A 20,337-nucleotide genomic window follows, 5' to 3' on the forward strand; every position below is an offset into this window, starting at 1 on the left:
AGCCCCCGGACCTAACCAGCCAGTGCGTACACCGTGGTCCCGCCGATGCTCTGTGCCTGGAAGTTCGCAGCCACCCACTGCGCGATCTGTGCAGGAGCTTCCGATCCGCTGTTCGCCTGCATGGTCCCGCCTGCGATGAAGTAGTGGATCTTGCCCTGTGCCACGAGTTGCTGAAACTGTGCAAGCGTGGGGGACGGGTCCGTACCGTTGAAGCCCCCAACCGCCATGACGGGCAGTTCGGTGGCCAGCTGGTAGCCGGCGGCGTTGTTGGAACCCACGACGGCGGCCGCCCACGTGTAGTTCGAGGCGCCGGATTTGAGCGCGGCAACCATTCCCGACGACGGCGTCGTGGCACCGAGCAGGCCGCCCATGCCACCGCCTTGCCGGTTCCCGCCGAAGCCACCGCCCAGGGCGCCCGGCTGCTGGAGGGTCTGGGGCGGGTTGTTCTGGGCTGCGTTGTTTTGGCCGGCTTGTCCGAAGCCGCCCCGGCCGCCGAAACCACCTGCTCCGAAGCCGCCGAACGTAATCGTTGGAACTGCGCTGGGGATCGCGCCGCTGTGCGTCACGGAGGCGGTGGAGATCGAGTACGCCAGGGGGCCGGCGAGGGAGGCCACGAGCGCGAGTACCGCCGTCGTGCGCTGAAGGATGCGGGAGGCGAGGCGTCCCGAGAGCAGCAGCCCGGCCGCGGCTGCCAAGGCGCCAAAGAGCACCGCCCAGCGCAGCCACGGACCATACACGGTGGTGCTGCCCAAGAGGCCGAAGGCCGTGAATCCCGCTGCGGCCACTGCTGCGGCGAGCATGACCGCGGCGACGAGCTGCGCGCGGTGCTGCCACAAAAGCGCACCGCCCAGGCCCGCGAGCCCGGCGATGCCCGGAGCCAGGGCTACTCCGTAATAGGGATGGATGATGCCCGCCATGAAGCTGAATACCAGTCCGGTGACAAGGACCCACGAGCCCCACACGATCACCGAAGCCCGGACGGAATCCGTACGCGGGGCACGGCGGCCCAGCCACAGCAGCCCGGCCCCGAGGACCAACACGGAGGGCAGGAGCCACGCGATCTGGCCGCCGAACTCGCTGTTGAACATGCGGAACAGCCCGGGAACTCCCCAGCCGTTGCCGCCTCCCACGCTGCCGGTCTCCTGGCCGCTGAGCCTGCCCAGGCCGTTGTAACCGAGCGTCAGTTCCAGGATCGAGTTGTTCTGGGAGCCGCCGATGTACGGCCGCATGTTCGCGGGAATGAGTTCGACGACGGCGAGCCACCAGCCGGCCGAGACCACCATGGCCGCCCCCGCCCCAAGCAGTCGAAGCAGGCGGCGCCCCACTCCGCCCGGCGCCGCAACCACATACGCCACCGCAAATCCAGGAACCACCAGAAGGACCTGGAGTTGCTTGGTCAGGAAACCGAAGCCCAGGAACACTCCCGCCAGCAGGAGCCAACGCAACTTGTTGTCCTGGACGGACCGAAGCGTGGCGTAGCCGGCGGCCGTCATGAGCAGCACCAGCAGGGCGTCCGGGTTGTTGAACCTGAACATGAGGGTGGCAACCGGCGTGATGGCCATGACGACGGCGGCCAGCAGCCCGGCCCGGTGGGCGAGCCGCCGATCGCCGGTGGCGGGGGCCGCGGCCCGCCGGACTGCCAGATAAAGCAGCCATGCCGTCGCAACACCCATGAGTGCCTCGGGAACCAGGATGCTCCAGGAGCTTAGCCCGAAGATCCTTACCGAGAGGCCCATGATCCAGAGCGACGCAGGAGGCTTGTCCACCGTGATGGAGTTGGCCGCGTCGGAGGATCCGAAGAACCACGCGGCCCAATTCTGCGAACCGGCCTGGGCCGCGGCCGAATAGAACGGGTTGGCCCAGCCGGAAGCGCCGAGGTTCCAGAGATACAGGACCGCAGTTGCAAGGAGGACAATGCCGAGCTCCACGCCGTGACGCAGGGCATGCGGGCCATGGTTGGGGCGGGACTCTCGGGTCAGGCCCGGCCGAGCGCGGCCGTCCCCTCCCCGGGGAGCGGCCGTTTCCGTAGGATCCACCAACCGCGACGGCGGAGACGACTGCCCTGCCTTGGAGTCCGTGTCTGTGGAATAGGAAGTGGTCATCGGAATCTACTTTGTCAGCTTGTAGACGGTGGAGCCGCCCACAGTCTGGGCTTGGAAGTTGGCCTGTACCCAGGAGGCTACCTCGGAATTGCCGCCCTGGCCTCCGAATCCGCCGCCGCCACCCATGCCTCCTCCTGCGATGTAGTAGCCGATCTGTCCCTTCGCCACCATGTCCTGGAATTGTGCCAGCGTGGGGTAGGGATCTCCGCCGTTCCAGCCACCGAGTGCGATCACATTGGTGTTCGTCGCGAGCTCAAGGCTCGCGGCTTGGGTGGCACCGGAGACGATCGCCGACCACTTCGTGTTGGTGGATGTCAGCAGCGCGGTCAGTCCGGCGTCGGCCGTTCCCTCGGAACCGGGTCCTCCCGCCTGACCCGCGCCGCCGGTTGCGCCGAACCCTCCAGCACGGTTTCCGAAGCCGCCCATCGCGGAACCGCTGGGTCCCGACGTCGGGATGGAACCGGAGTGCGCGGTAGCCGCCGTCGCGAGCGTCCACGCCGCGGTTCCGAGGCCGCCTGCCAGAAGGGAAACGACGACGACGGCCGCAGCCGCTGCGTTCCGGAACCGGCCCGCCGGCCGCAGTGAGTCGAGGCGAAGCAGGATTGCCGCGGCCGCCACGACGCCCAGGACGACGATCACGATGCGCAACCACGGAAGCCATGAGGCGTCGCGGCCCAGGAGCACCGCGGACCAGGCCGAACTACCGAGGATTACCGCGGCCAGGACGATCCTGGCCGGCCAATACCCGCGGCCGCGCCACAGCTCAACGCTGCCAATGCCCACCAAGGCTGCGATTGCCGGTGCGAGAGCTACCGCGTAGTAGGGGTGGACGATGCCGCTCATGAAGCTGAAGACGCCAGCCGTGACCAGAAGCCAGCCGCCCCAGAGAATGAGCGCGGCACGGGTGCGGGAGGCCCGCGCTTCCCGGCGGGTGAACCACAGGCCGGCTGCCAGCAGAATCAGCGCAGCAGGGAGAAGCCAGGAGACCTCGGCGCCGAAGCTCGTGCCAAACATGCGGGCGATCCCGGCAGCTCCACCGAAACCGCTGTTGCCGCCACCGCCGCCGAACCCGCCGAGGCCGCCCCCTGCAGGGGCGCCGCCTCCGCCGGGCGTCCCTTCGCCCGAGCCGGTGATGCGGGACAGCCCGTTGTAGCCGAACGTCAGCTCAAGGAAACTGTTGGTTTGCGAACCTGCCATGTAAGGACGTGCTGAAGCAGGGGTCAGCTGGAACAGAGCGACATAACTGCCGGCCACTACTGCGATACCGGCCAATGCGCCGAGCAGGTGCAGCAACCTCCGCCGCAACGGGGTGGGTGCGGCCCAGAGGTACGCGAGTCCCAGTCCTGGAACGATCAGGAAACCCTGCAGCATTTTGCTCAGGAACGCGAGGCCCACCACGGCGCCGGCTGCGGCTAGCCACTTCCAGCCTGCCCGTTCGATGGCACGGGTAGTGAAATAGGCCGCGAGTACCAGGCACAGGGTCAGCATGGCGTCGGGATTGTTGAAGCGGAACATGAGCGCCGCCACCGGGGTCAGTGCCAAAGCGCCGCCGGCAAACAAGCCAGCGCCTGGTCCGGAGACCCGCTTGACTGTCAAATAGAGGAAGCCGACGGCGGCGGCGCCCATCAACGCCTCGGGAACCAGCATGCTCAGGGGCGAGAAGCCGAAGATCCGGCCCGCCAAAGCAGGGATCCACAATGAAGCCGGGGGCTTGTCGACGGTGATGGCATTGCCGGCGTCGAGGGAACCGAACAGAAACGCGGTCCAGTCCTTGGTGCCGGCCTGGATGGCCGCGGCGTAGAAGGAGTTTCCGTAGCCGGTGGCCGCGAGGTTCCAGAGATACAGGAAGGCGGTGGCTACGAGGAGCCCGGCAGCGGATGGCCGCACCCAGCGGGGCTGCCGGCCAAAGGCGTATCGCGTCCAGCGGGGCGTGGCATCGGGGGTTGCGGGGCCGGTCGAGTGACGGCCCGGCGGTGCCGGGGCGGTCCCGACGGCGGCAGGAAGCTCGGCACCTGCCGGGCCCGTGCTTGCAGGAGTGATCGTGGAGGTCATGATGCTGCCGTTTCTGTGCGAGGTTTGGCTTGTGTGGTGGGTGCAGTTGCCTGCGCAGCAGGCTGCCGAAAGACCCAAAGTCGGAACAACAGGAAGCGGACCGCAGTGGCGGCGAGGTTCGCTGCGACCACGGTGAGGAGCTCGCCCCAGCGGTCCGGCGTCGTCGTGCTGTGCACCAAGGCGAGTGCCCCGGAGGTGAGTGCGAGGCCGATCCCGAACACAATCAGCCCCTCGAAGTGGTGCCGAACGGGATTGCCGCCCTGGATGCCGAAGGTGAAGCGCCGGTTGGCGCCGGTATTTGCGATGGCCGTGACGAGCAGCGCCAGGAAGTTGGCCAGCTGCGGGTCCATGAATCCGCGGCAGAACAGGAAGATGAGCACATAGGCGAGGGTGGACGCAGCGCCGATCGCGGTGAACCGGACCAGCTGTCCGAAAAGACTGCTGCGCGGGTTCTGCTCGGCGGTGCGGGACGACGCCGGGAGCGGCCCGCGTGCAAGCGCTGCTCGCAATTCCGGAATGGGGATGCGGCCCGAGACGAGATCCCGGGTGAGCCGGACCATGCCGCGGACGTCGGCCAGGGCGGTGCGTACCACGTCGACGCTAGAATTGGGATCGTCGATCCAGTCAACGGGAACTTCGTGGACCCGGAGGCCGCAGCGTTCGGCGAGGACCAGGAGCTCAGTGTCGAAGAACCACGAGTTGTCCATGGTGTGGGGGAGGATCTGCTGTGCGACGTCTGCCCGGATCGCTTTGAAGCCGCACTGGGCATCGCTGAAGCGGGCGCCCATGAACGAGTGCAGCATCAGGTTGTAGCTGCGCGAAATGAACTCGCGCTTGGGGCCGCGGACAACCCGCGAGTTGCGTGTGAGACGTGTGCCAATCGCGAGGTCCGAATGGCCGGAGATGAGCGGCGCCAAAAGGGGCGCCAGTGCGGCGAGGTCCGTGGAAAGATCCACGTCCATGTACGCCAGAACCGGCGACGGCGATGCGAGCCACACCTTGCGAAGGGCGTTGCCGCGTCCCTTCTCCTCAAGATGGACAACCGCGAGCTCAGGCAGTTCCCTGGCCACGCGCTCCGCGATTTTCAAGGTGCTGTCCGTGCTCGCGTTGTCCGCCACTGTGATGCGGAAGCCATGCGGGAAGGATTCGCGCAAATGGCCGTGTAGCCTGCGCAGGCACTCTTCGAGGTCGCGCTCCTCGTTGAAGACGGGGATGGTGACATCGAGGACGGGGACGGCGGTGTGGGTGTCCACCGGGGCACGCCGTCCGCTGCGTTGGACGGGGGTCTTAGCCTTGATGGGAAGGCCCGGCGGCACCACCGCGGGGTCCTTCAGGGTTCCGGAGGTGGATTCGATGAGCGTCATGTATCCACAGTGCCGTTGCAGAATATGAAGGCTTTAGGCGGAACCTGTGACGTGGCTGTGGATGCGCCACCCGCGTGGCAATTCACATGCCTGGCCAAAGAACGCAAAGGGCCGCCCCCGAAGGGACGGACCTCGATGTATTTTGCGCGTGGCTCTTGGTTTAGTACCAGTTATGGGCCAAGTGGAAGGACCATGCCGCGGACGGCGATCCGTAGCGTTCCTTGATGTAGTTCAGGCCCCAGCGGATCTGCGTCTGGTAGTTGGTCTGCCAGTCGGCGCCTTCGGACGCCATCTTTTCGGCCGGCAGCGACTGCCCAATGCCGTAAGCGCCACTGGAGGAGTTGGTGGCAGTGGTGCGCCAATCCGATTCCTTGTTCCACAAGGTGATCAGGGCTGACATCTCGCCCTGTCCCCAACCGTAGGAGGGAAGGATGCTTGCGGCATAAGCCTGGGCGCCGGAGGGATCATCGACGGCGACGGGTGCGGCCGGGGCTGCCGGAGCTGCGGGTGCAACGGGGGCAGGGGGTGCCACGGGCGCGGCCGGTGCGGCAGCCTGGGCCGCGACGGCGGCCGGAGCGGGGGCGGGTGCCTGGCTCGGCGTCGGCGTGGCGCTGGCCTTGGGGCTCGCGCTCGCCGACGGCGTGGCTGAGTGGTCTGCCGTGCGGGATTCGGACGTGCGGGTCATGTCCTGGGTATTGATGGCTTGACCGGCGGCCTGGGTGGCGGCACCTGCACCGAGGAACACGGCAACGACGCCGGCAACAACTGCCATGCGCTGGCCGGTGCCGAGGTTCGACGCGGCACGCCTCAAAGTGGAGCGTGACTTGTTATTCCGGGCAGGTTCGCCGCGGTGGCGCGCAACAGGGCGCGACTGATTCCTTGAATCAGACATGGTGATTGCCTCTCGACGCCTGCGGAGTTAGCTGTCGGATTCGGATGAGGTCATCCGGCCGTGGCCACAGCGGAACGTGGCGGTACGGCTTCACCCCTAGGGCTGGCTCAACATGAGCGCTTGCCCGGAGACCTGGGTCCCCCGTCTCTGCCTGGACTGATGGGCACCGGGGAGTGGCAGAGCTCGGCGCCTACCCGGCGGTGGCCGGAATGATCCAGCGCACCCATTCGACGGTACAGGAGGATCTTACTTAAGTCACATTTAGGTAACGGAGATCACGACGTCGGTGCGTCGACTTGCGCTCGCCGCGCACCGGCGTCGCGCCCGCCAGAGCGGCCTTTCAGGCCGTGGCGGTCCTGAGCGCCGGAAGACGCACGGCGAACTCCGTCCGTCCGGGCCGCGAGGCCACTTCGACCGTGCCGCCATGCGCCTGGACAATGGATTCCACGATCGACAAGCCGAGCCCGGACGTGCCCTCGGAACCGGAGCGGGCGGCGTCGGCACGGGCAAAGCGCGAGAAGATCCTGCCTTGGAATTCAGGCGGGATGCCCGGCCCGTTGTCAGTCACGGTCACCACTGCGCTGCCGTCGGCAGAGCGCATGACGCCGGTGACCACGGTGGTTCCCGCCTCCGTGTGTTTACGGGCGTTGGAGAGCAGATTCGCCAAAACCTGGTGGAGTTGAGTGGTGTCGCCGCGGACCGTGAGAGGCTCGTCCGGGAGCTTGAGCTGCCAGATGTGCTCGGGGGCCATGACTTTCTCGTCGCTGACGGTTTCGATCACCAACTGCGTGAGATCCACATCGGTGAACTCGGGGGCCTTCCCTTCGTCCAGCCGGGCCAACAAGAGGAGGTCCTCCACGAGGGTGGTCATGCGTTCCGACTGACTCTGCACCCGGCCCAGCGACTTGCGCCCGTCCTCGGTGAACGTCTCCGTCATGCGCAAGAGCTCGGTGTAGCCGCGGATGGCGGTCAGCGGAGTGCGCAGCTCGTGTGAAGCGTCGGCCACGAACTGGCGCACCTTTGTTTCGCTTTGCTGGCGCGCCTCTAGGGCGCTGGACACGTTGTCCAACATCAAGTTCAAAGCGTGGCCGACGCTTCCCACTTCCGTGCTCGGGTGGGCCGCCGACGCCGGAACGCGCACAGCGAGTGCCACCTCACCGGCGTCGAGCGGAAGCTTCGACACCTTCGTGGCGACGTCGGAGAGCTGCTCCAAGGGGCGCATGGTCCGGCGGATCAGCACGGTTCCGGCCAGCCCGATCAGGACCAGTCCGCCCAAGGAAACCAGCACCATGGTCCAGACGAGTGAGGCCTCGGTGTCCTCTTTCGAGGCGAGCGGCAGCCCCGTGATGACAACATCGCCGTAGGGAGTTTCGGTGGCCACCAGCCGGTAGCCGCCATTGGACAGGGTGCGATCAACCGGGCGGCCATCGGAGGGGAGCGCCGACAGGATTCGAGCGTCGCTGGGCGACAACGGCGCACGGGTGGCATCAGAGGACAGGAATCCAGCATCGGTGCTCACCTGACCTGCGAGAATACGCGCATTCAGGGTGCCGATGCTTTGGCCCCGGGGGTCCAAGGGGTCCGGTCGGCCGCCAGGGTTGCCTTGCGGCGGGCGGCCATGGGAGGCCTGCGCCAATTGCTGGTCCAGCTGTTTCGTGAGGAACACATCCATGGAGGCGTAGCTGACCACACCGACGGCACCGCAAATGGCCACGAGGAGTGCCATGGAGAGAAGGATCAAGCGCGTGCGCAAGTGCCAGGTTGAAGGATTGAACCAGCTGTGGTCGGTCTGACGGGGGATACCCGAGAGTGCGGACATTCGGAGCCCCGGCTATTCGGCGGGCTTGATGACGTAGCCTGCTCCGCGCACCGTGTGGATCATGGGCGGGTGGTTGGCCTCGATCTTCTTGCGCAGGTATGAGATGTAAAGCTCCACGATGTTGGCTTGCCCGCCGAAATCGTAGTCCCACACGCGGTCAAGGATCTGGGCCTTGCTGACCACGCGCTTGGGATTCTCCATGAGGTAGCGGAGGAGCTCGAACTGTGTCGCCGTGAGAGGAATGTCTTCGCCTCCGCGAGTAACTTCTCGTGTGTCTACGTTCAGGGTCAAGTCACCTACAACCAGTTCGGCCGTGTCCATCGCCGCCACTCCCGAGCGTTGGACCAGGCGGTGCAGGCGCAGCAGGACTTCCTCCATGCTGAACGGCTTGGTGACATAGTCGTCGCCGCCGGCGGCCAACCCGACGATGCGGTCCTGCACGTCATCCTTCGCCGTGAGGAAGAGCGCAGGCACCTCAGGCGCAAAGGCGCGGATCCTGCCCAGCAGCTCAACGCCGTCGAACCCCGGAAGCATCACATCCAGCACCAGGACATCCGGGCGGAAATCCTTGGCGAGCTTTACCGCAGCGGGACCGTCGCCCGCCACGGCCACCGACCAACCCGCCATGCGCAAGCCCATACTCATGAGCTCGGCGAGGCTGGGTTCGTCGTCCACCACAAGGGCGCGGATTGGAGAACCGTCCGGGTGGCTGAGCTGCGGTAGGTTATTGGTCATGGAGTGCGAGGATGCCATGGGACAACTCTCCAATCTGCCGGTTTGCCAGTGCTTTGCCGTTGCTGTGAGCACCCTGTGAGTCCCAGCCTAGCCACCTGTCGGGAGGTTGTTCCGGTTCCAGCAGAATCCGACACCATACCGAGCGGCAGGTCACAGGCAAGCCTGCAGTTCGACACAGCCAATGCACAGCAAAGAGACTGACGCTGTTTGGGACAAGAACACGCACGACCAAACAGCCTCGATTTCGATGGAGAAGACCATGGATCAGCAAAACAACCCCTCCGTACTTGGTTCCGAGCCGGAGAGCGGGCACCCGCAGCCGGTGATCCGCCCCCTTGACGATTCTGCGCAGCCTGGTGCTGGGCAGCCTGCCGCCGGGTGGGGTGCTCCGCAGCCGCCGGTGAACCAGCAGCCTGGGCAGCCTGCCGCCGGGTGGGGTGCTCCGCAGCCGCCGGTGAACCAGCAGCCTGGGCAGCCAGCCGCCGGGTGGGGTGCTCCGCAACCGCCGGTGAACCAGCAGCCTGGGCAGCCAGCCGCCGGGTGGGGTGCTCCGCAGCAATACAACTCCGGACAGTCCCGGCCTTCGTTTTTCAAGAATTGGAGCCTGAAGAAGGGGCTCATTGTTGGCGGCGTCGCGGTCGTGGTGGCTGCGGCGGCAGGGGCCGGTGCTTACGCCGCCGGAAACGGGACCGCGGCAGCAGATACCACCAACGCGCAGGGACCGGGGGCCGGGCAGAACGGCCAGGGCGGGTTCGGCGGCCCAGGTGGGACGAACGCAGGCCCGGGAGGGCTCGGCGTTGGCATGGGCGGCCTGAACGCTGCGGTCCACTCCGAGTATGTGGTCCTCCAGAACGGCAGCTACGTCACCATGGCGGGCCAGCTGGGTACAGTCACTGACATCTCGGCGAGTTCCATGACCGTGAAGAGCGACGACGGATTCACCCGCAGCTATGCGCTGGGAACTGACGTCGTGGTAGCTGAGGGCATGCGGCAACGCGGAAGCGGAACCACTGGCACCACCCTGACCCTCGCCGATGTGAAATCCGGATCCAGCGTGAGGGTCACCGCGCTCAAGGAATCGGACAAGTACACGGCGCAGTCCATCCAGATCGTCACTGCCACCACTTCGAGCACCCAAGGAACCGGCACCACGAACTAGTCCCCACGGCCACCCTCGCCTTCGCAAGTCCCCACCGGCTCCCAGCCTTCGCAAGTCCCCACCGGCTCCCAGCCTTCGCAAGTCCCCACCGGCTCCCAGCCTTCGCAAGCTCAGGCAGGGACCCTCGCCGGCGTGGCCCCACAGGCAGGGACCCTCGCCGGCGTGGCCCCACAGGCAGGGACCCTCGCCGTCGTGGCCCCACAGGCAGGGACCCTCGCCGGCGTGGCCCCACAGGCAGGGACCCTCGCCGGCGTGGCCCCACAGGCAGGGACCCTCGCCGGCGTGGCCCCACGGCCAGGGAACCCTGGCGGCGTGGGCCCACGGAGCTGATGTCGTTACGGGCTTTCAAAACGACATCCAATGCGAGCACGGCGTGTCTCCGGGGCGATTGCAAGGGACCTAGCAGACGATTTGCCAAAGAATTTTCACAGGACGCAGACCCACGATTGGACAAGGGTTGTTTCATATCTCGAGATTCAAAGGCAAGCGCATGACGTGACTTAAGATTCAAGGAATGATCTTTCCATCAAATTTTATTCGAATATTTCGTGCACAAAGGCCAGTATGACGAACGAGAACGAGTCACATTTGGACATGTCTGAATTGTGATGTGCGGCACAATAGTCCGATTCGTCTCAAAATGTGGACGGTTCGGTCCTTTGTTACTTGCAAGTTCCCTTTGTTACGTTGCACACTTCAAATGTGAACAAGAACTCAACAGCATCTGCAGCCGCAGCGATCGAGCCCAGCGCACCCGCTGGTTTTTCGATGAGCTGTTGTCGAATGCATGCCTAACTTCAGACCCAAAGAGGTTTCAGGCATTCGCCCCCTGCCCAGCGTCGGGCGCCCCTCCCCATCTCATTGCGGGGACCAGACCAGCATTCGAAGCCGCGATGACGGCTATTCACTTTGAGGTAAGCAATCCATGTCAGTTGCATCCGGATACGTCCACATCTCCGTCCGTAACGCCAATAAGGCCGCGTCGAACGCCGGCCTGCGTCCCGGCTTCGGCAACCGCCCGGCCTACGCCCAGCCCGCACCGCAGGGTGGCAGCCAGGCGCCCGGCTACGTCCCCCAGGGCTATAACCCCAACTCCTATGGCCAGCTCCGCGCTGTTCCCGCCAACGAGGCCTCGCCGATGACTGCACCCACGCCCGTCCTGGCGCCAGCGGACCGTTCCATCCGTCCCGTTGCAAATGACAATGTGGCCCGCGGGTTCGTGCTCTACATGGGCATCGACGAAGACACCGCTGCGGCCGCCGGAACGTCCATCGCCAAGCTTGCCCAGGAAATCCGGGCCTACGCGCAGTCCCTCGTTTCCGGCGCCGAGAGCTATGCCGCCGTCGCGGTAGCCCCAGCCAGTGCGCCCGGTTCCGCGCTCGACGTCGTCCGCTCGACTTTCGGTGACCCGACCGTTGGCAACCGCCAGCGCGCCGAGGCGCTCCGCCCGCAGCCTGCCCAGGAAGCCCGCCCGTCCGGCGTCCTGATCGACCTCGCCCGTCGTGAAGTGCACCTCGACGGCGAATCGCTGAACCTCACGTTCAAGGAATTCGAGCTCCTCAACTACCTCGTCGAGAACGGCACCCGCACCGTGGGCCGCGATGAACTCCTCGAGGGCCTGTGGCGCAACGCCGAAGAGGTCCCCAACGAGCGCACCATCGACGTCCACATCCGGCGCCTCCGCTCCAAGCTCGGGCGCCTCGCAAACACGGTCCGCACGGTGCGCGGCCAGGGCTACCGCTTCTACGAGCACCCCGAGGTCATCGTCTGGGCCGCTCCGGAATACTCGATCTAGTCTCAACCAGCTCAAAGCGCCCGCTCCCTGTCTAGGGGGCGGGCGCTTTCGCTTCCCCGCGGCCCACCCAACTGACTCGCATTTGTTGTCGTTTACAGGCGTCAAAACGACAACAAATGCGAGTCAGTTGGGATAGTAGGGTGGGGGGATGAGCGAGCATCACATTAAGCGGCTGGTGATCATGCGGCATGCGAAGTCGGACTGGCCTCTCGGGGTGCCGGACCATGAGCGCCCCCTTGCCGAGCGTGGCCACCGGGAGGCTCCCCTTGCCGGGAAATGGCTCCTCAAGCACCACGTGATTCCGGACTTCATCCTGTGTTCGTCCTCGCTGCGGACCCGGCAGACCTGCACTTGGGTGTGCAGCGAGCTGGGGGACAAGGCCCCGACGCCGAAACTCGAGGACGGCCTGTACGCCGCCTCCGCGCAGCGCATGTTGACCGTCATCAACCATGTGCCGGAAACCGTCACCACGCTCATGATCTTCTCCCATATGCCCGGTGTTCAGGACCTCGCGATGCACTTGGCTTCCCGCGACTCGGACCACGACGCCTACATGGACGCCGCAACTCGTTACCCCACGAGCGCCATGACCGTGATGGAACTCGAAAAGCCGTGGGCTGAACTCGATGGCCAGGATGCACGGCTGACGCACTTCGCAGTTCCGCGCCCAAAGAAGTAGTCCGGGCTAGCCCGCCCCGAGGCCCGCGGCCACATCCTGCAGCAAGCGCACGACGTGGCGGATGCTGGGGCTTGCCGTCATGGTCTTCCGGTACACGATTCCCACCTGGCGCTGCTGCATCGGGTTGACCACGGGCACCGCCACCACTCCAGAGGGGAGCTCGGGCCTGCCGAGCCGGGGCACGAGCGCCACCGCAACACCCTGCTGGACCATTGCGATGTGCGTGGAAAAGTCGGGGTCGTAGATGCGGATATCCGGCACCCGCCCCAGGCCTGCGAGGATCGCCAGCAACGCCTCATTGCAGATGGCGCCGGCCGGCGTGCTGATCCAGCGTTCGTCTACCAGGTCGGAGGGCTCGACGGCGGTCCGGCCGGCCAGCCGGTGGGCTGAGTTCAGCAGGACGTCGGCGGTGTCGAGGCAGAGGTCCTCGTGGACCATGTTCTCCGGAATCACCAAGGGCACTGAGTGCCAGTTGTGCACGACGCCGAGATCGGCTTCACCGGTTGCGACCCTTTGGACGGCCTCGCGCGGGTCCTCGGCCACCACCCGGATTTCAAGCCCGGAGCCGCCAAGCCCGGAGCTCCCCGCTGCCGAAGCGATGGCAACAGCCTGATCTGCGCCAAGTTTCCGCAGCATCGGCCCCACCAGCCCGCGGCAGGCCGTCGAGAACCCGACGAGCCGAAGCACTCCGCTCGGCTTCGCTGGGTCGGCGAGCAAGGTGGCCTGTAGCTCCTCCAACTCGCCCAGGATCCGGCGTCCGTACTCGGCCAATGCCATGCCGCGGTCGGTCAGCAGTACGCCGCGGCCATGCCGCTCCAGGACCGTGACACCGCTCTGCTTCTCGAGCTTCTTGATCTGCTGGGAGACCGCCGAGGGGCTGAAGCCCATGGCTTCCGAGGCCGCCACTACCGAGCCTTGCTGTTCAACTGCTACGAGGGCCCGTAGCGCCGCAATCTCAATCATGAAGCAAACGTACATGATTGAATGCAGAATTCAACGCTGGTGCTTCATCCTCTTGACTGTCAGAGTTGAATCGTGAATATCCGACACTCAGCACTCGCCGTCCTTGTCGCCGTCCTTTGGGGCCTGAATTTCGTCGCGATCGACTTTGGCCTACACCCCGCAAGCGGGAATGGCGGCAACGGGAGCGGCGGCTCGGCCGACGTGCCCCCGCTGCTGTTCGTCGCCATCCGTTTCCTGCTGGTGGTGTTCCCCTGTATCTTCTTCGTCCGCAAACCGGACGTCAGCTGGAAGGCGATCATCGGCGTCGGGCTCTTTATGAGCGCCGGGCAGTTCGGCCTTCTCTATCTGGGCATGGCGCTCGGGATGCCTGCCGGGCTCGCCTCGCTTGTGCTCCAGGCGCAAGTGCTCCTGACAGTGCTTTTGGCGGCCCGGTTCCTCGGTGAGCGGCCGAGCAAGCGCCAACTGACCGGAGTGGTTCTGGGTGTCGCAGGGCTTGCCCTCGTAGCGGTGGGTCGTAGCTTGGTGGCCCCGGTGGTGCCGCTCATGATCGTGCTCGCAGCGGCGTTGTCCTGGGCCGCGGGAAACATCATCGCACGCAGGGCCAAGGCGGCCTCGGGACTGGGGCTGGTGGTCTGGTCCGGGGCGGTTGTCCCGTTGCCGCTTGCGGGCTTGTCGCTGATCGTGGACGGGCCGGCCGCCGTCGTCGGGACCCTCACCAACCTTCAGCCGGCGACCATCTTGAGCGCCCTGTACACCGCCATTTTCGCGTCGCTGGTGGGCTATGGGATCTGGAACCGGCTGCTTAGCCTCTACCCGAGCTCGGCCGTGGTGCCCTTCACGTTGTTGGTCCCGGTGGTGGGAATGACCGCGGCGTGGCTGCTCATCTCAGAGGTCCCGACGACGGCGGAACTGGCTGGCGGCCTCCTCCTGCTGGGCGGCGTGGCGACTGCCGTGCTGCAGCGACGCGCGAAGCCCGGGGATCTGGCGGCGCCCGAAGTACGTCAGCGCTTGGGTGCCGGCCTGCGCTGAGCCGGCGATCGCGGAGGAAGGGACCCCGACGTCGGGCGCTTGGCAGGGGTTGCCGGCTTCCTCTGGACCGGGCGCTTCACAGCCCCCGACGCCGGACGGGCCGCCGGCCGCTGGGCGGGCCTGGCGGGTGCCGGGGAAGGACGCGAAGCAGGCCGGGACGCCGGCCGGCGGGCAACAGGCCGGGCCGCCGCCTTCGCACGGCGGGATGGCCATACCGCCCCCAGGAACAAACTCAGCAGGGAGCTGCAGCCGGCAAGCGCGGCGAGGTAGAAGTAGATGTCCGAATCTTTGGTGCTCACTGCGCTGCCCAGGGCGTTCTCGTCCTGGTTGAAGGCGAGGCCCCACATGCGCAGAAATGCGATTCCGAACGCGATGAAGAAGATCGTCGAGATGGCTCCGAGAACCAGCATGAAGTACCTGCGGCGGGTGAAAACCTCGGCGACGCACGCCAGATAGCCGATCGCCAGGACCCCAAGGAAGATGTACATCACAGTTTCGTCAAGGGTGATGGCGAGGAGTACCAGCAAACCAGCGGACACCACGGCAGAGATGATCGCTAGCTTTCCACTGTTCCCCATGTGACGCATGGGATTAATCATCCCTGACGGGCAGGCAGCGCCACGCCCCAAGACGCGCCAGTTGCCATACCGTTACCGCAGTACGTAGCCGCGCATGATAGTCATGATGGCCGCAATGCTCTGCTCGCGGGTGCGCTCGGGGTTGTACGTCTGCCGGTCAAGGCCCACCACGAAGATCGCTCCGAACATCGCCGCCTCGAGGCTGCCCCGGGCAATGCCCGTATCCACGGTGTACGTGGTGGCGACCTTTTCGATGGCTGAGCCAATCACGGCCAGCAACTCGGTGCGGAGTTCGACGAAGAGCTTGCCCCATTCGCTGGGCGTCCGCCAGTTCTCGCTGATCCAGAGCCGCGCGAAGGACGGGTAGTCGTCCATGAAGTCCATGGCCTGGCCGAGCATGGCCTCCATGGCCTCGAGCGGATCGGCGTGCAGGCCTTCGATGGTCTGGAGCCTGCCGAGCATGATGTCGACGCCGTGGCGCAGCAACTGGGCGATCAGATCGGACTTGCTGCCGAAGTTGTAGTAGACCGTTCCCTTGGACACTCCGGCTGCGGCCGCGATCTCGTCCACTGTGACCCCCGCTGCGCCGCGCTCGCCGATCAGCTCCATGGAAGCGTCGAAGAGGCGCTGCTTGGTCGCGTTCGTGCGGGCCGGGCGGAGCTTCTTCTCCGGGAACCCGAGGGCCTCCGGCTCTTGCATGCTCATACGGCGATCTCCGGCTTCAGGGTCTTGAGGGTCCAGAACTTGTGCTTACGGACGGCCAGCGTGGAAAGCGCGGCTCCCAGCACAGTGTAGCCAAGCAGGCCCAGGACAATCGGCCAGATCATGGACAAATCGCCGCCATAGATCAAATGCCGCATCCCGGTCACAACGTAGCCCATTGGCATGATCTCGTGCACCACGTGCAGCGGCATGGGGGTGGTTTGCCACGGGAACGTTCCGCCGGAAGACACCAACTGCAGGACCAGCAGGATCAACACCACGAACTTTCCGGGAGTCCCCAGCAAAGCCACGATGCCCTGGATCAGGGCCGTGAATGCCATGACCGCGGCCAGCATGAACAACCACATCCACACCGGGTGCGCCGCGTTGAGGCCCAGCCCCAGGTCCACCACGAGGGTGAGGATGCTTGCTTGCAGCACGGACACCACGAAGAACGGCAGCCAACCGCCGACGGCGATTTTCCACGACGGAGCGTTCGAGGCCAAGGCCCGCTGCGTGATGGGACGCATCGCCTGGACCAGCATGAACACACCGATCCAAAGGGACAGCGTCAGGAAGAACGGGGCCAGGCCCGCACCGTAGGACCCTGCCTTGGCCTGCGAGACGTTGCTGACCGCCACAGGATCCGCGATCACTTTGGACACCTCGCTCTTTTGGGCGTCGTTCGGGTTCGGGACCTTGCCTGCGCCCTTCGCCAACTCGCTCGCCAAGGTGCGGGATCCGTCCGCGGCCGTCGCGGCACCGCTGGCAAGCTGCGCCGCGCCGTCGTCGAGCTTTGCCGCACCGTCGGCGAGGGCCGCCGTGCCGTTGACGGCAGACTGTTCACCCGCGGCCAGCGTCGCGGCGCCGGAGCTGAGCTGGTCCGCGCCTGCCGAGGCCTGGCCGATGGCGCCCGTCAGTGCCGGCGTGGCACCGGCAAGTTTGGCGGCGCCCGCACTGACCGCAGCCGATCCGTCGGAAAGCTGCTGGATCTGGGCGGCATCGGCCGAGATCTTGGCTTTGGCGTCGGTGACCGGGCCGGACGCGGCGGCGGTGTCGAAGTCTGCCAGGATCTTGTTCGCCTGGTCCTGCGTGATGACCCCGGAGGACACGAGCCGCGCGTTGGAGGCGACAACGCGGTCCCGCGCCCCGGCGTCGAACGCTGAAAGCTGCCCGACGACGTCCTGGACTTTCGCGTTCAACTGCGCGTTTCCGGCGGCTACTTGGGCGGCGCCGTCGGCGAGCTTCTGTGAGTCGGCCGGAAGGGATGCGGTCTTGTTCTTCAGTTCGGTGAGCCCTGCGCTGAGCTGCCCGGCGCCGCCGTTCAGCTGATTGGCGCCGTCGCGCAGCTTATTTTGGCCCGCCAGTAGCTCGGACGCGCCGCTGCTGAGCTTGCTCGTGCCGTTCTGGAGGGTGGCCGCGCCGTCGCTGAGCTTGCCGACGCCATCGGCGAGCTGGGAGGCGCCGTCGGACGCCTTGACGATGGAAGCGTGGATGGTGCCGAAGCCCGTGAGGAGTTGGTTGGCGGTTTCCTCGCCCACTTCCTTGGCCACGGTGGAGTGCACCGCGGTGGTGAGCTTGTCGACGATGGTGCTGAGGAGATAGTTGTTCGCGTCGTTGGTGGTGACGTTGAGCATCGCCTGGTTGGCGGCGTCGAAGCTGCCCGGCGAGACCAGGTTGGCGGAAAAGTCCTTTGGAATCTTCAGGGCGAAGGCGTATTTGCCGGATTCCACGCCGGCGTCGGCTTCGGCCGCGGTGGTCACTCGCTGCCAGTTGAAAACGTGGCTCTGCACGAGGCTGTCGGCAACCTTCTGGCCCGCCTGCAGTTCGGGACCGTTGGCCGGCTGGGCTCCCGCGTCTTCGACGACCAAGGCTGCGTCGATCTGGTTGAGATTGCCGTAAGGATCCCAGTTCGCGTAAAGGTACACGGCTCCGTAGAGCAGGGGCACCATGGTCAGGGCGAGGATGGTCAGCTTAGGCAGGAGCCCGCCGGTCATGCGCTTGAGTTCGGAGCGGGCCAGCCGCAGAACAGTCACTTTGCGGTCCTTTGCAGGGTTTCGGGTACTTCTTCGGGATCTTCTTGCGGGTCGTCGGCGGGTTCGGCGGGCGGTTCGGCCGGTGCAGTATGCGCGACCGAGTTGCCGATCACCGCGGCCGGTCCGTCCCAGCTGTCCGGGAGGGCAGAAACGACCGCGACGACGGCGAGCGGCCGCCCGGCGTCGTACGCCAACTGCTCAAGGCGGGGGAGCCAGTCTGCGGTGTTTGCGCTGTGCCGGTCCGGGGAGTCGAGCACCAGGAGGTCAAGGGCAGGGTCCGCGAGGGCCAGGGCAGTCAGCAGCTCGAGGCGCCGGTCGGCAGGGAGCTGCTCAATCCAGAGCCCGGCGATGTCCTCGAAGCGGTTGACCTTGAGCCACGGCTTGCTGAGGAGGGCGCCACGGTAGCGGCGGGGGATGAGGGAAAGGTCTTCGGTGACGAGGTCGCGGACGCTCAAATGCTGTTCCGGCTCGTTGACGCCGGGAGCGTCAATCAGGGCGCTCGCGGCCCGGACTTTCTTGGTCTTCGTCGAGTTGTCCCAGCTCAGGAGGCCTTTGCTGGGTTTCATCCGGCCGCTCAGCGCAAGCGCCAACGCGGTGCGCTGGTCCTGACCGTCGCCGCTGACCAGGAGGAGTTCCCCGCGCCTGGCTTCGAGGGAAGTGGGAGGCAGGAGATCGTCCCGGCGGCCGTCGATCTGGAGTTGCTGTGCAGACAGCACAATTGGACCTTTCGCAGAACCTGTTATCTGCTCCAATCGTAACTGAACTGACCAGTCAGTTCAAATAGAGTTTGGGCGGCTACTCGGCCCGCGTGAAGGTTCCCAGTCCTGTCCTGTCGTAAAAGTCGAGCGTGACACTGGGTGCGCGGCTGCTGCCCCCGGCAAAAACTGCCCCGGCCAGGCCATTGCCGTTCTCTCCGATAGATTCAAAGCTGAAAGTGTCGGCGTCAAAGTGGACGAGCGGGAAGGTGGTCGGGCTGCCGGCCGGTCCCATCCTGAGGGCCAGCTTTCCGTCCTGGTCGAGGACCTCGAGCGGGCCGTAGTAGGGGTTGGCATACGTGCCTGTGTACGCAATGTTTGCTCGGGCCGGAGCAGGGTTGGAGGGAACTTTGGTGTAGTCGACCTTCGGTTTCTCGGAGTCATCGATCTGCTTGAACACACCAGCGGTAAATGCCAGCCAATCGACTGTGGGTGCGCCGTGCTGCGCTGCGTCCAGGAAACCTGCGGTGATTGCTTCGGGAATGCCCTGCGGACGTCCGTTAGTCAGGGCCACGATGGCTAGCTGCTCCCCAGGGAGCATGGCAACAGCGGTGGCGGTGCCAAGATTGAACGCTCCGGAGTGCCCTAGCTGGACACGTGCCTGGTCGTCATAGGTGACGTTCCATCCCAGGCCGTAGAAGCGGGAGCGCGCGGCGGGAGAGGATGCTGGGCCCGAAACCGCATGCGGAACATGGGTCGTTTGGAGTGCAGCCGGATCGATAACCGGCTTGCCGCCGAAGCTGCCGTTGCCGAGTTGCAGCCGGAGCCACTGGGCGAGGTCCCGGACCGAGGAACTCGCACCCCCGGCCGGGGCCTCGGAGTCGGCGTCGCGGTGGTACTTCGCTGCCCATTGCTTGTTCCCTAGGGGCACATGGATGGCGGCTTTGTCCGACGCTTTCTCATAGTCCGAGTTGCGGTAACTGCTTGCGGACATGCCGAGCGGCCGGAAAAGGATCTCGTCCGCCAGATCCTCCCAAGACATTTTCATTGCTTTGGCAGCTGCCTCACCGCCTGCCGTGTAGCCGAAGTTGCTGTAGTTGTAGCTGGACCGGAAGGTATCAAGCGGCTCCTGGTTGAGGTGGCTGAGGATGTATGCCCGGTCGAATCCGAGGTCTTCCAGCAGATCACCTGACGCTGTTTTCAGGCCGCTCTGGTGCGACATGAGGTCGGCAAAGGTGGCATTTCGCGTGACGTAGTCATCCTTGAGCGAGAAGTCCTTATCGGATTCAATGACGGAGTCGGTCCATTTGATGAGTTGCCGCCCCACCACGCCCGCCACCACGGTTGACGCCAAGGGTTTGGATACCGAAGCGAGCTTGAAGACCGTGTCAGAACCGATCCGTTCCGGCTTCCCGACCTCCCGGATGCCGAAGCCCTTGGAGTACACCACCTCGTCCCGGTACACCACGGCCACCGCCATCCCGGGCAATCCGGTCTTCTCCATGGCGTCTTGGATCAAACCGTCGAGCTTGCTCAAGGCGCCGTTGACCTTCGCCCTGTCCAGAAGCGGTTCGATCTGCCCCGGCGGGGCCGGGAGCAGTGCGGCCGACGCTTGTGACGCGGGCTGTGCGGATTCACCAGTGCAAGCCGACAGTACCGAAATACTGGCTACGCCGGCCGCTCCAAGCCCGATCGTCTTGAGCAGCGCGCGCCTATCGGGAGAAATGTCCATGAGTC

The 20,337-nt window shown here is 65.6% G+C and carries 17 protein-coding genes and 1 riboswitch; of the genes, 5 read left to right on the forward strand and 12 right to left on the reverse strand.

Annotated features, from left to right (window positions below):
- Window positions 1-11: 11 nt before the first annotated feature.
- From ACSKT0_RS02585 to ACSKT0_RS02610, 6 genes are all read right to left on the reverse strand, one after another.
- Complete coding sequence (locus tag ACSKT0_RS02585; protein WP_437772375.1) at window positions 12-2,102, reverse strand: ArnT family glycosyltransferase; 2,091 nt, start codon at window positions 2,100-2,102, stop codon at window positions 12-14.
- Window positions 2,103-2,108: 6 nt separating this feature from the next.
- Window positions 2,109-4,154 carry an ArnT family glycosyltransferase gene (locus ACSKT0_RS02590; RefSeq protein WP_437772376.1) on the reverse strand — a complete coding sequence of 682 codons (2,046 nt, stop codon included), beginning with the start codon at window positions 4,152-4,154 and terminating at the stop codon, window positions 2,109-2,111.
- A complete protein-coding gene (locus tag ACSKT0_RS02595; protein WP_437772377.1) occupies window positions 4,151-5,518 on the reverse strand; it encodes a glycosyltransferase in 1,368 nt (455 codons plus the stop codon). Before ACSKT0_RS02595 ends, ACSKT0_RS02590 begins: the two co-directional genes overlap by 4 nt.
- A 160-nt stretch (window positions 5,519-5,678) precedes the next feature.
- The gene (locus tag ACSKT0_RS02600) at window positions 5,679-6,410 is read right to left on the reverse strand and encodes a hypothetical protein (protein WP_437772378.1); all 732 of its coding nucleotides are present in this window, start codon (window positions 6,408-6,410) and stop codon (window positions 5,679-5,681) included.
- A gap of 2 nt (window positions 6,411-6,412) precedes the next feature.
- Window positions 6,413-6,586, reverse strand: a riboswitch (cyclic di-AMP (ydaO/yuaA leader).
- Window positions 6,587-6,750: 164 nt separating this feature from the next.
- Window positions 6,751-8,229 (reverse strand): ATP-binding protein, encoded by a 1,479-nt coding sequence (locus ACSKT0_RS02605; protein WP_437772379.1) that lies wholly within the window; start codon window positions 8,227-8,229, stop codon window positions 6,751-6,753.
- A gap of 12 nt (window positions 8,230-8,241) precedes the next feature.
- The gene (locus ACSKT0_RS02610; protein ID WP_078106594.1) at window positions 8,242-8,982 is read right to left on the reverse strand and encodes a response regulator transcription factor; all 741 of its coding nucleotides are present in this window, start codon (window positions 8,980-8,982) and stop codon (window positions 8,242-8,244) included.
- Between the two features lie 241 nt (window positions 8,983-9,223).
- On the opposite strand from ACSKT0_RS02610, the gene ACSKT0_RS02615 reads away from it, so the two are divergent.
- The 4 genes from ACSKT0_RS02615 to ACSKT0_RS02630 all read left to right on the forward strand — a co-directional run bounded on the left by ACSKT0_RS02615 (window position 9,224) and on the right by ACSKT0_RS02630 (window position 12,597).
- Window positions 9,224-10,123 carry a hypothetical protein gene (locus ACSKT0_RS02615; RefSeq protein ID WP_437772380.1) on the forward strand — a complete coding sequence of 300 codons (900 nt, stop codon included), beginning with the start codon at window positions 9,224-9,226 and terminating at the stop codon, window positions 10,121-10,123.
- A gap of 132 nt (window positions 10,124-10,255) precedes the next feature.
- On the forward strand, window positions 10,256-10,453 hold the full coding sequence (locus tag ACSKT0_RS02620) for a hypothetical protein (protein ID WP_437772381.1): 198 nt from the start codon (window positions 10,256-10,258) through the stop codon (window positions 10,451-10,453).
- A 595-nt stretch (window positions 10,454-11,048) separates the two neighbouring features.
- Complete coding sequence (locus ACSKT0_RS02625; RefSeq protein WP_234752433.1) at window positions 11,049-11,918, forward strand: winged helix-turn-helix domain-containing protein; 870 nt, start codon at window positions 11,049-11,051, stop codon at window positions 11,916-11,918.
- Between the two features lie 148 nt (window positions 11,919-12,066).
- A complete protein-coding gene (locus ACSKT0_RS02630; protein ID WP_437772382.1) occupies window positions 12,067-12,597 on the forward strand; it encodes a SixA phosphatase family protein in 531 nt (176 codons plus the stop codon).
- Window positions 12,598-12,603: 6 nt separating this feature from the next.
- Here the strand turns inward: ACSKT0_RS02630 and ACSKT0_RS02635 are convergent, their stop codons facing one another.
- On the reverse strand, window positions 12,604-13,560 hold the full coding sequence (locus tag ACSKT0_RS02635; protein ID WP_437772383.1) for a LysR family transcriptional regulator: 957 nt from the start codon (window positions 13,558-13,560) through the stop codon (window positions 12,604-12,606).
- Window positions 13,561-13,632: 72 nt separating this feature from the next.
- On the opposite strand from ACSKT0_RS02635, the gene ACSKT0_RS02640 reads away from it, so the two are divergent.
- On the forward strand, window positions 13,633-14,589 hold the full coding sequence (locus tag ACSKT0_RS02640) for an EamA family transporter (protein ID WP_437772384.1): 957 nt from the start codon (window positions 13,633-13,635) through the stop codon (window positions 14,587-14,589).
- Here ACSKT0_RS02640 and ACSKT0_RS02645 read toward each other — a convergent pair.
- From ACSKT0_RS02645 to ACSKT0_RS02665, 5 genes are all read right to left on the reverse strand, one after another.
- The gene (locus ACSKT0_RS02645) at window positions 14,562-15,176 is read right to left on the reverse strand and encodes a hypothetical protein (RefSeq protein WP_437772385.1); all 615 of its coding nucleotides are present in this window, start codon (window positions 15,174-15,176) and stop codon (window positions 14,562-14,564) included. The genes ACSKT0_RS02640 and ACSKT0_RS02645 overlap by 28 nt on opposite strands.
- A 63-nt stretch (window positions 15,177-15,239) precedes the next feature.
- Window positions 15,240-15,872 (reverse strand): TetR/AcrR family transcriptional regulator, encoded by a 633-nt coding sequence (locus ACSKT0_RS02650; protein ID WP_437772386.1) that lies wholly within the window; start codon window positions 15,870-15,872, stop codon window positions 15,240-15,242.
- Window positions 15,869-17,905: a YhgE/Pip family protein gene (locus tag ACSKT0_RS02655; RefSeq protein ID WP_437772387.1), complete on the reverse strand. Its 2,037-nt coding sequence runs from the start codon at window positions 17,903-17,905 to the stop codon at window positions 15,869-15,871. Before ACSKT0_RS02655 ends, ACSKT0_RS02650 begins: the two co-directional genes overlap by 4 nt.
- Window positions 17,902-18,621, reverse strand: a complete 720-nt coding sequence (locus ACSKT0_RS02660; protein WP_437772388.1) for an ABC transporter ATP-binding protein — start codon at window positions 18,619-18,621, stop codon at window positions 17,902-17,904. Before ACSKT0_RS02660 ends, ACSKT0_RS02655 begins: the two co-directional genes overlap by 4 nt.
- Before the next feature lie 79 nt (window positions 18,622-18,700).
- Window positions 18,701-20,332, reverse strand: a complete 1,632-nt coding sequence (locus ACSKT0_RS02665) for a serine hydrolase (protein ID WP_437772389.1) — start codon at window positions 20,330-20,332, stop codon at window positions 18,701-18,703.
- Window positions 20,333-20,337: the final 5 nt, after the last annotated feature.

The organism is Arthrobacter sp. KNU40 (assembly GCF_051515115.1).
GTDB lineage: Bacteria > Actinomycetota > Actinomycetes > Actinomycetales > Micrococcaceae > Arthrobacter.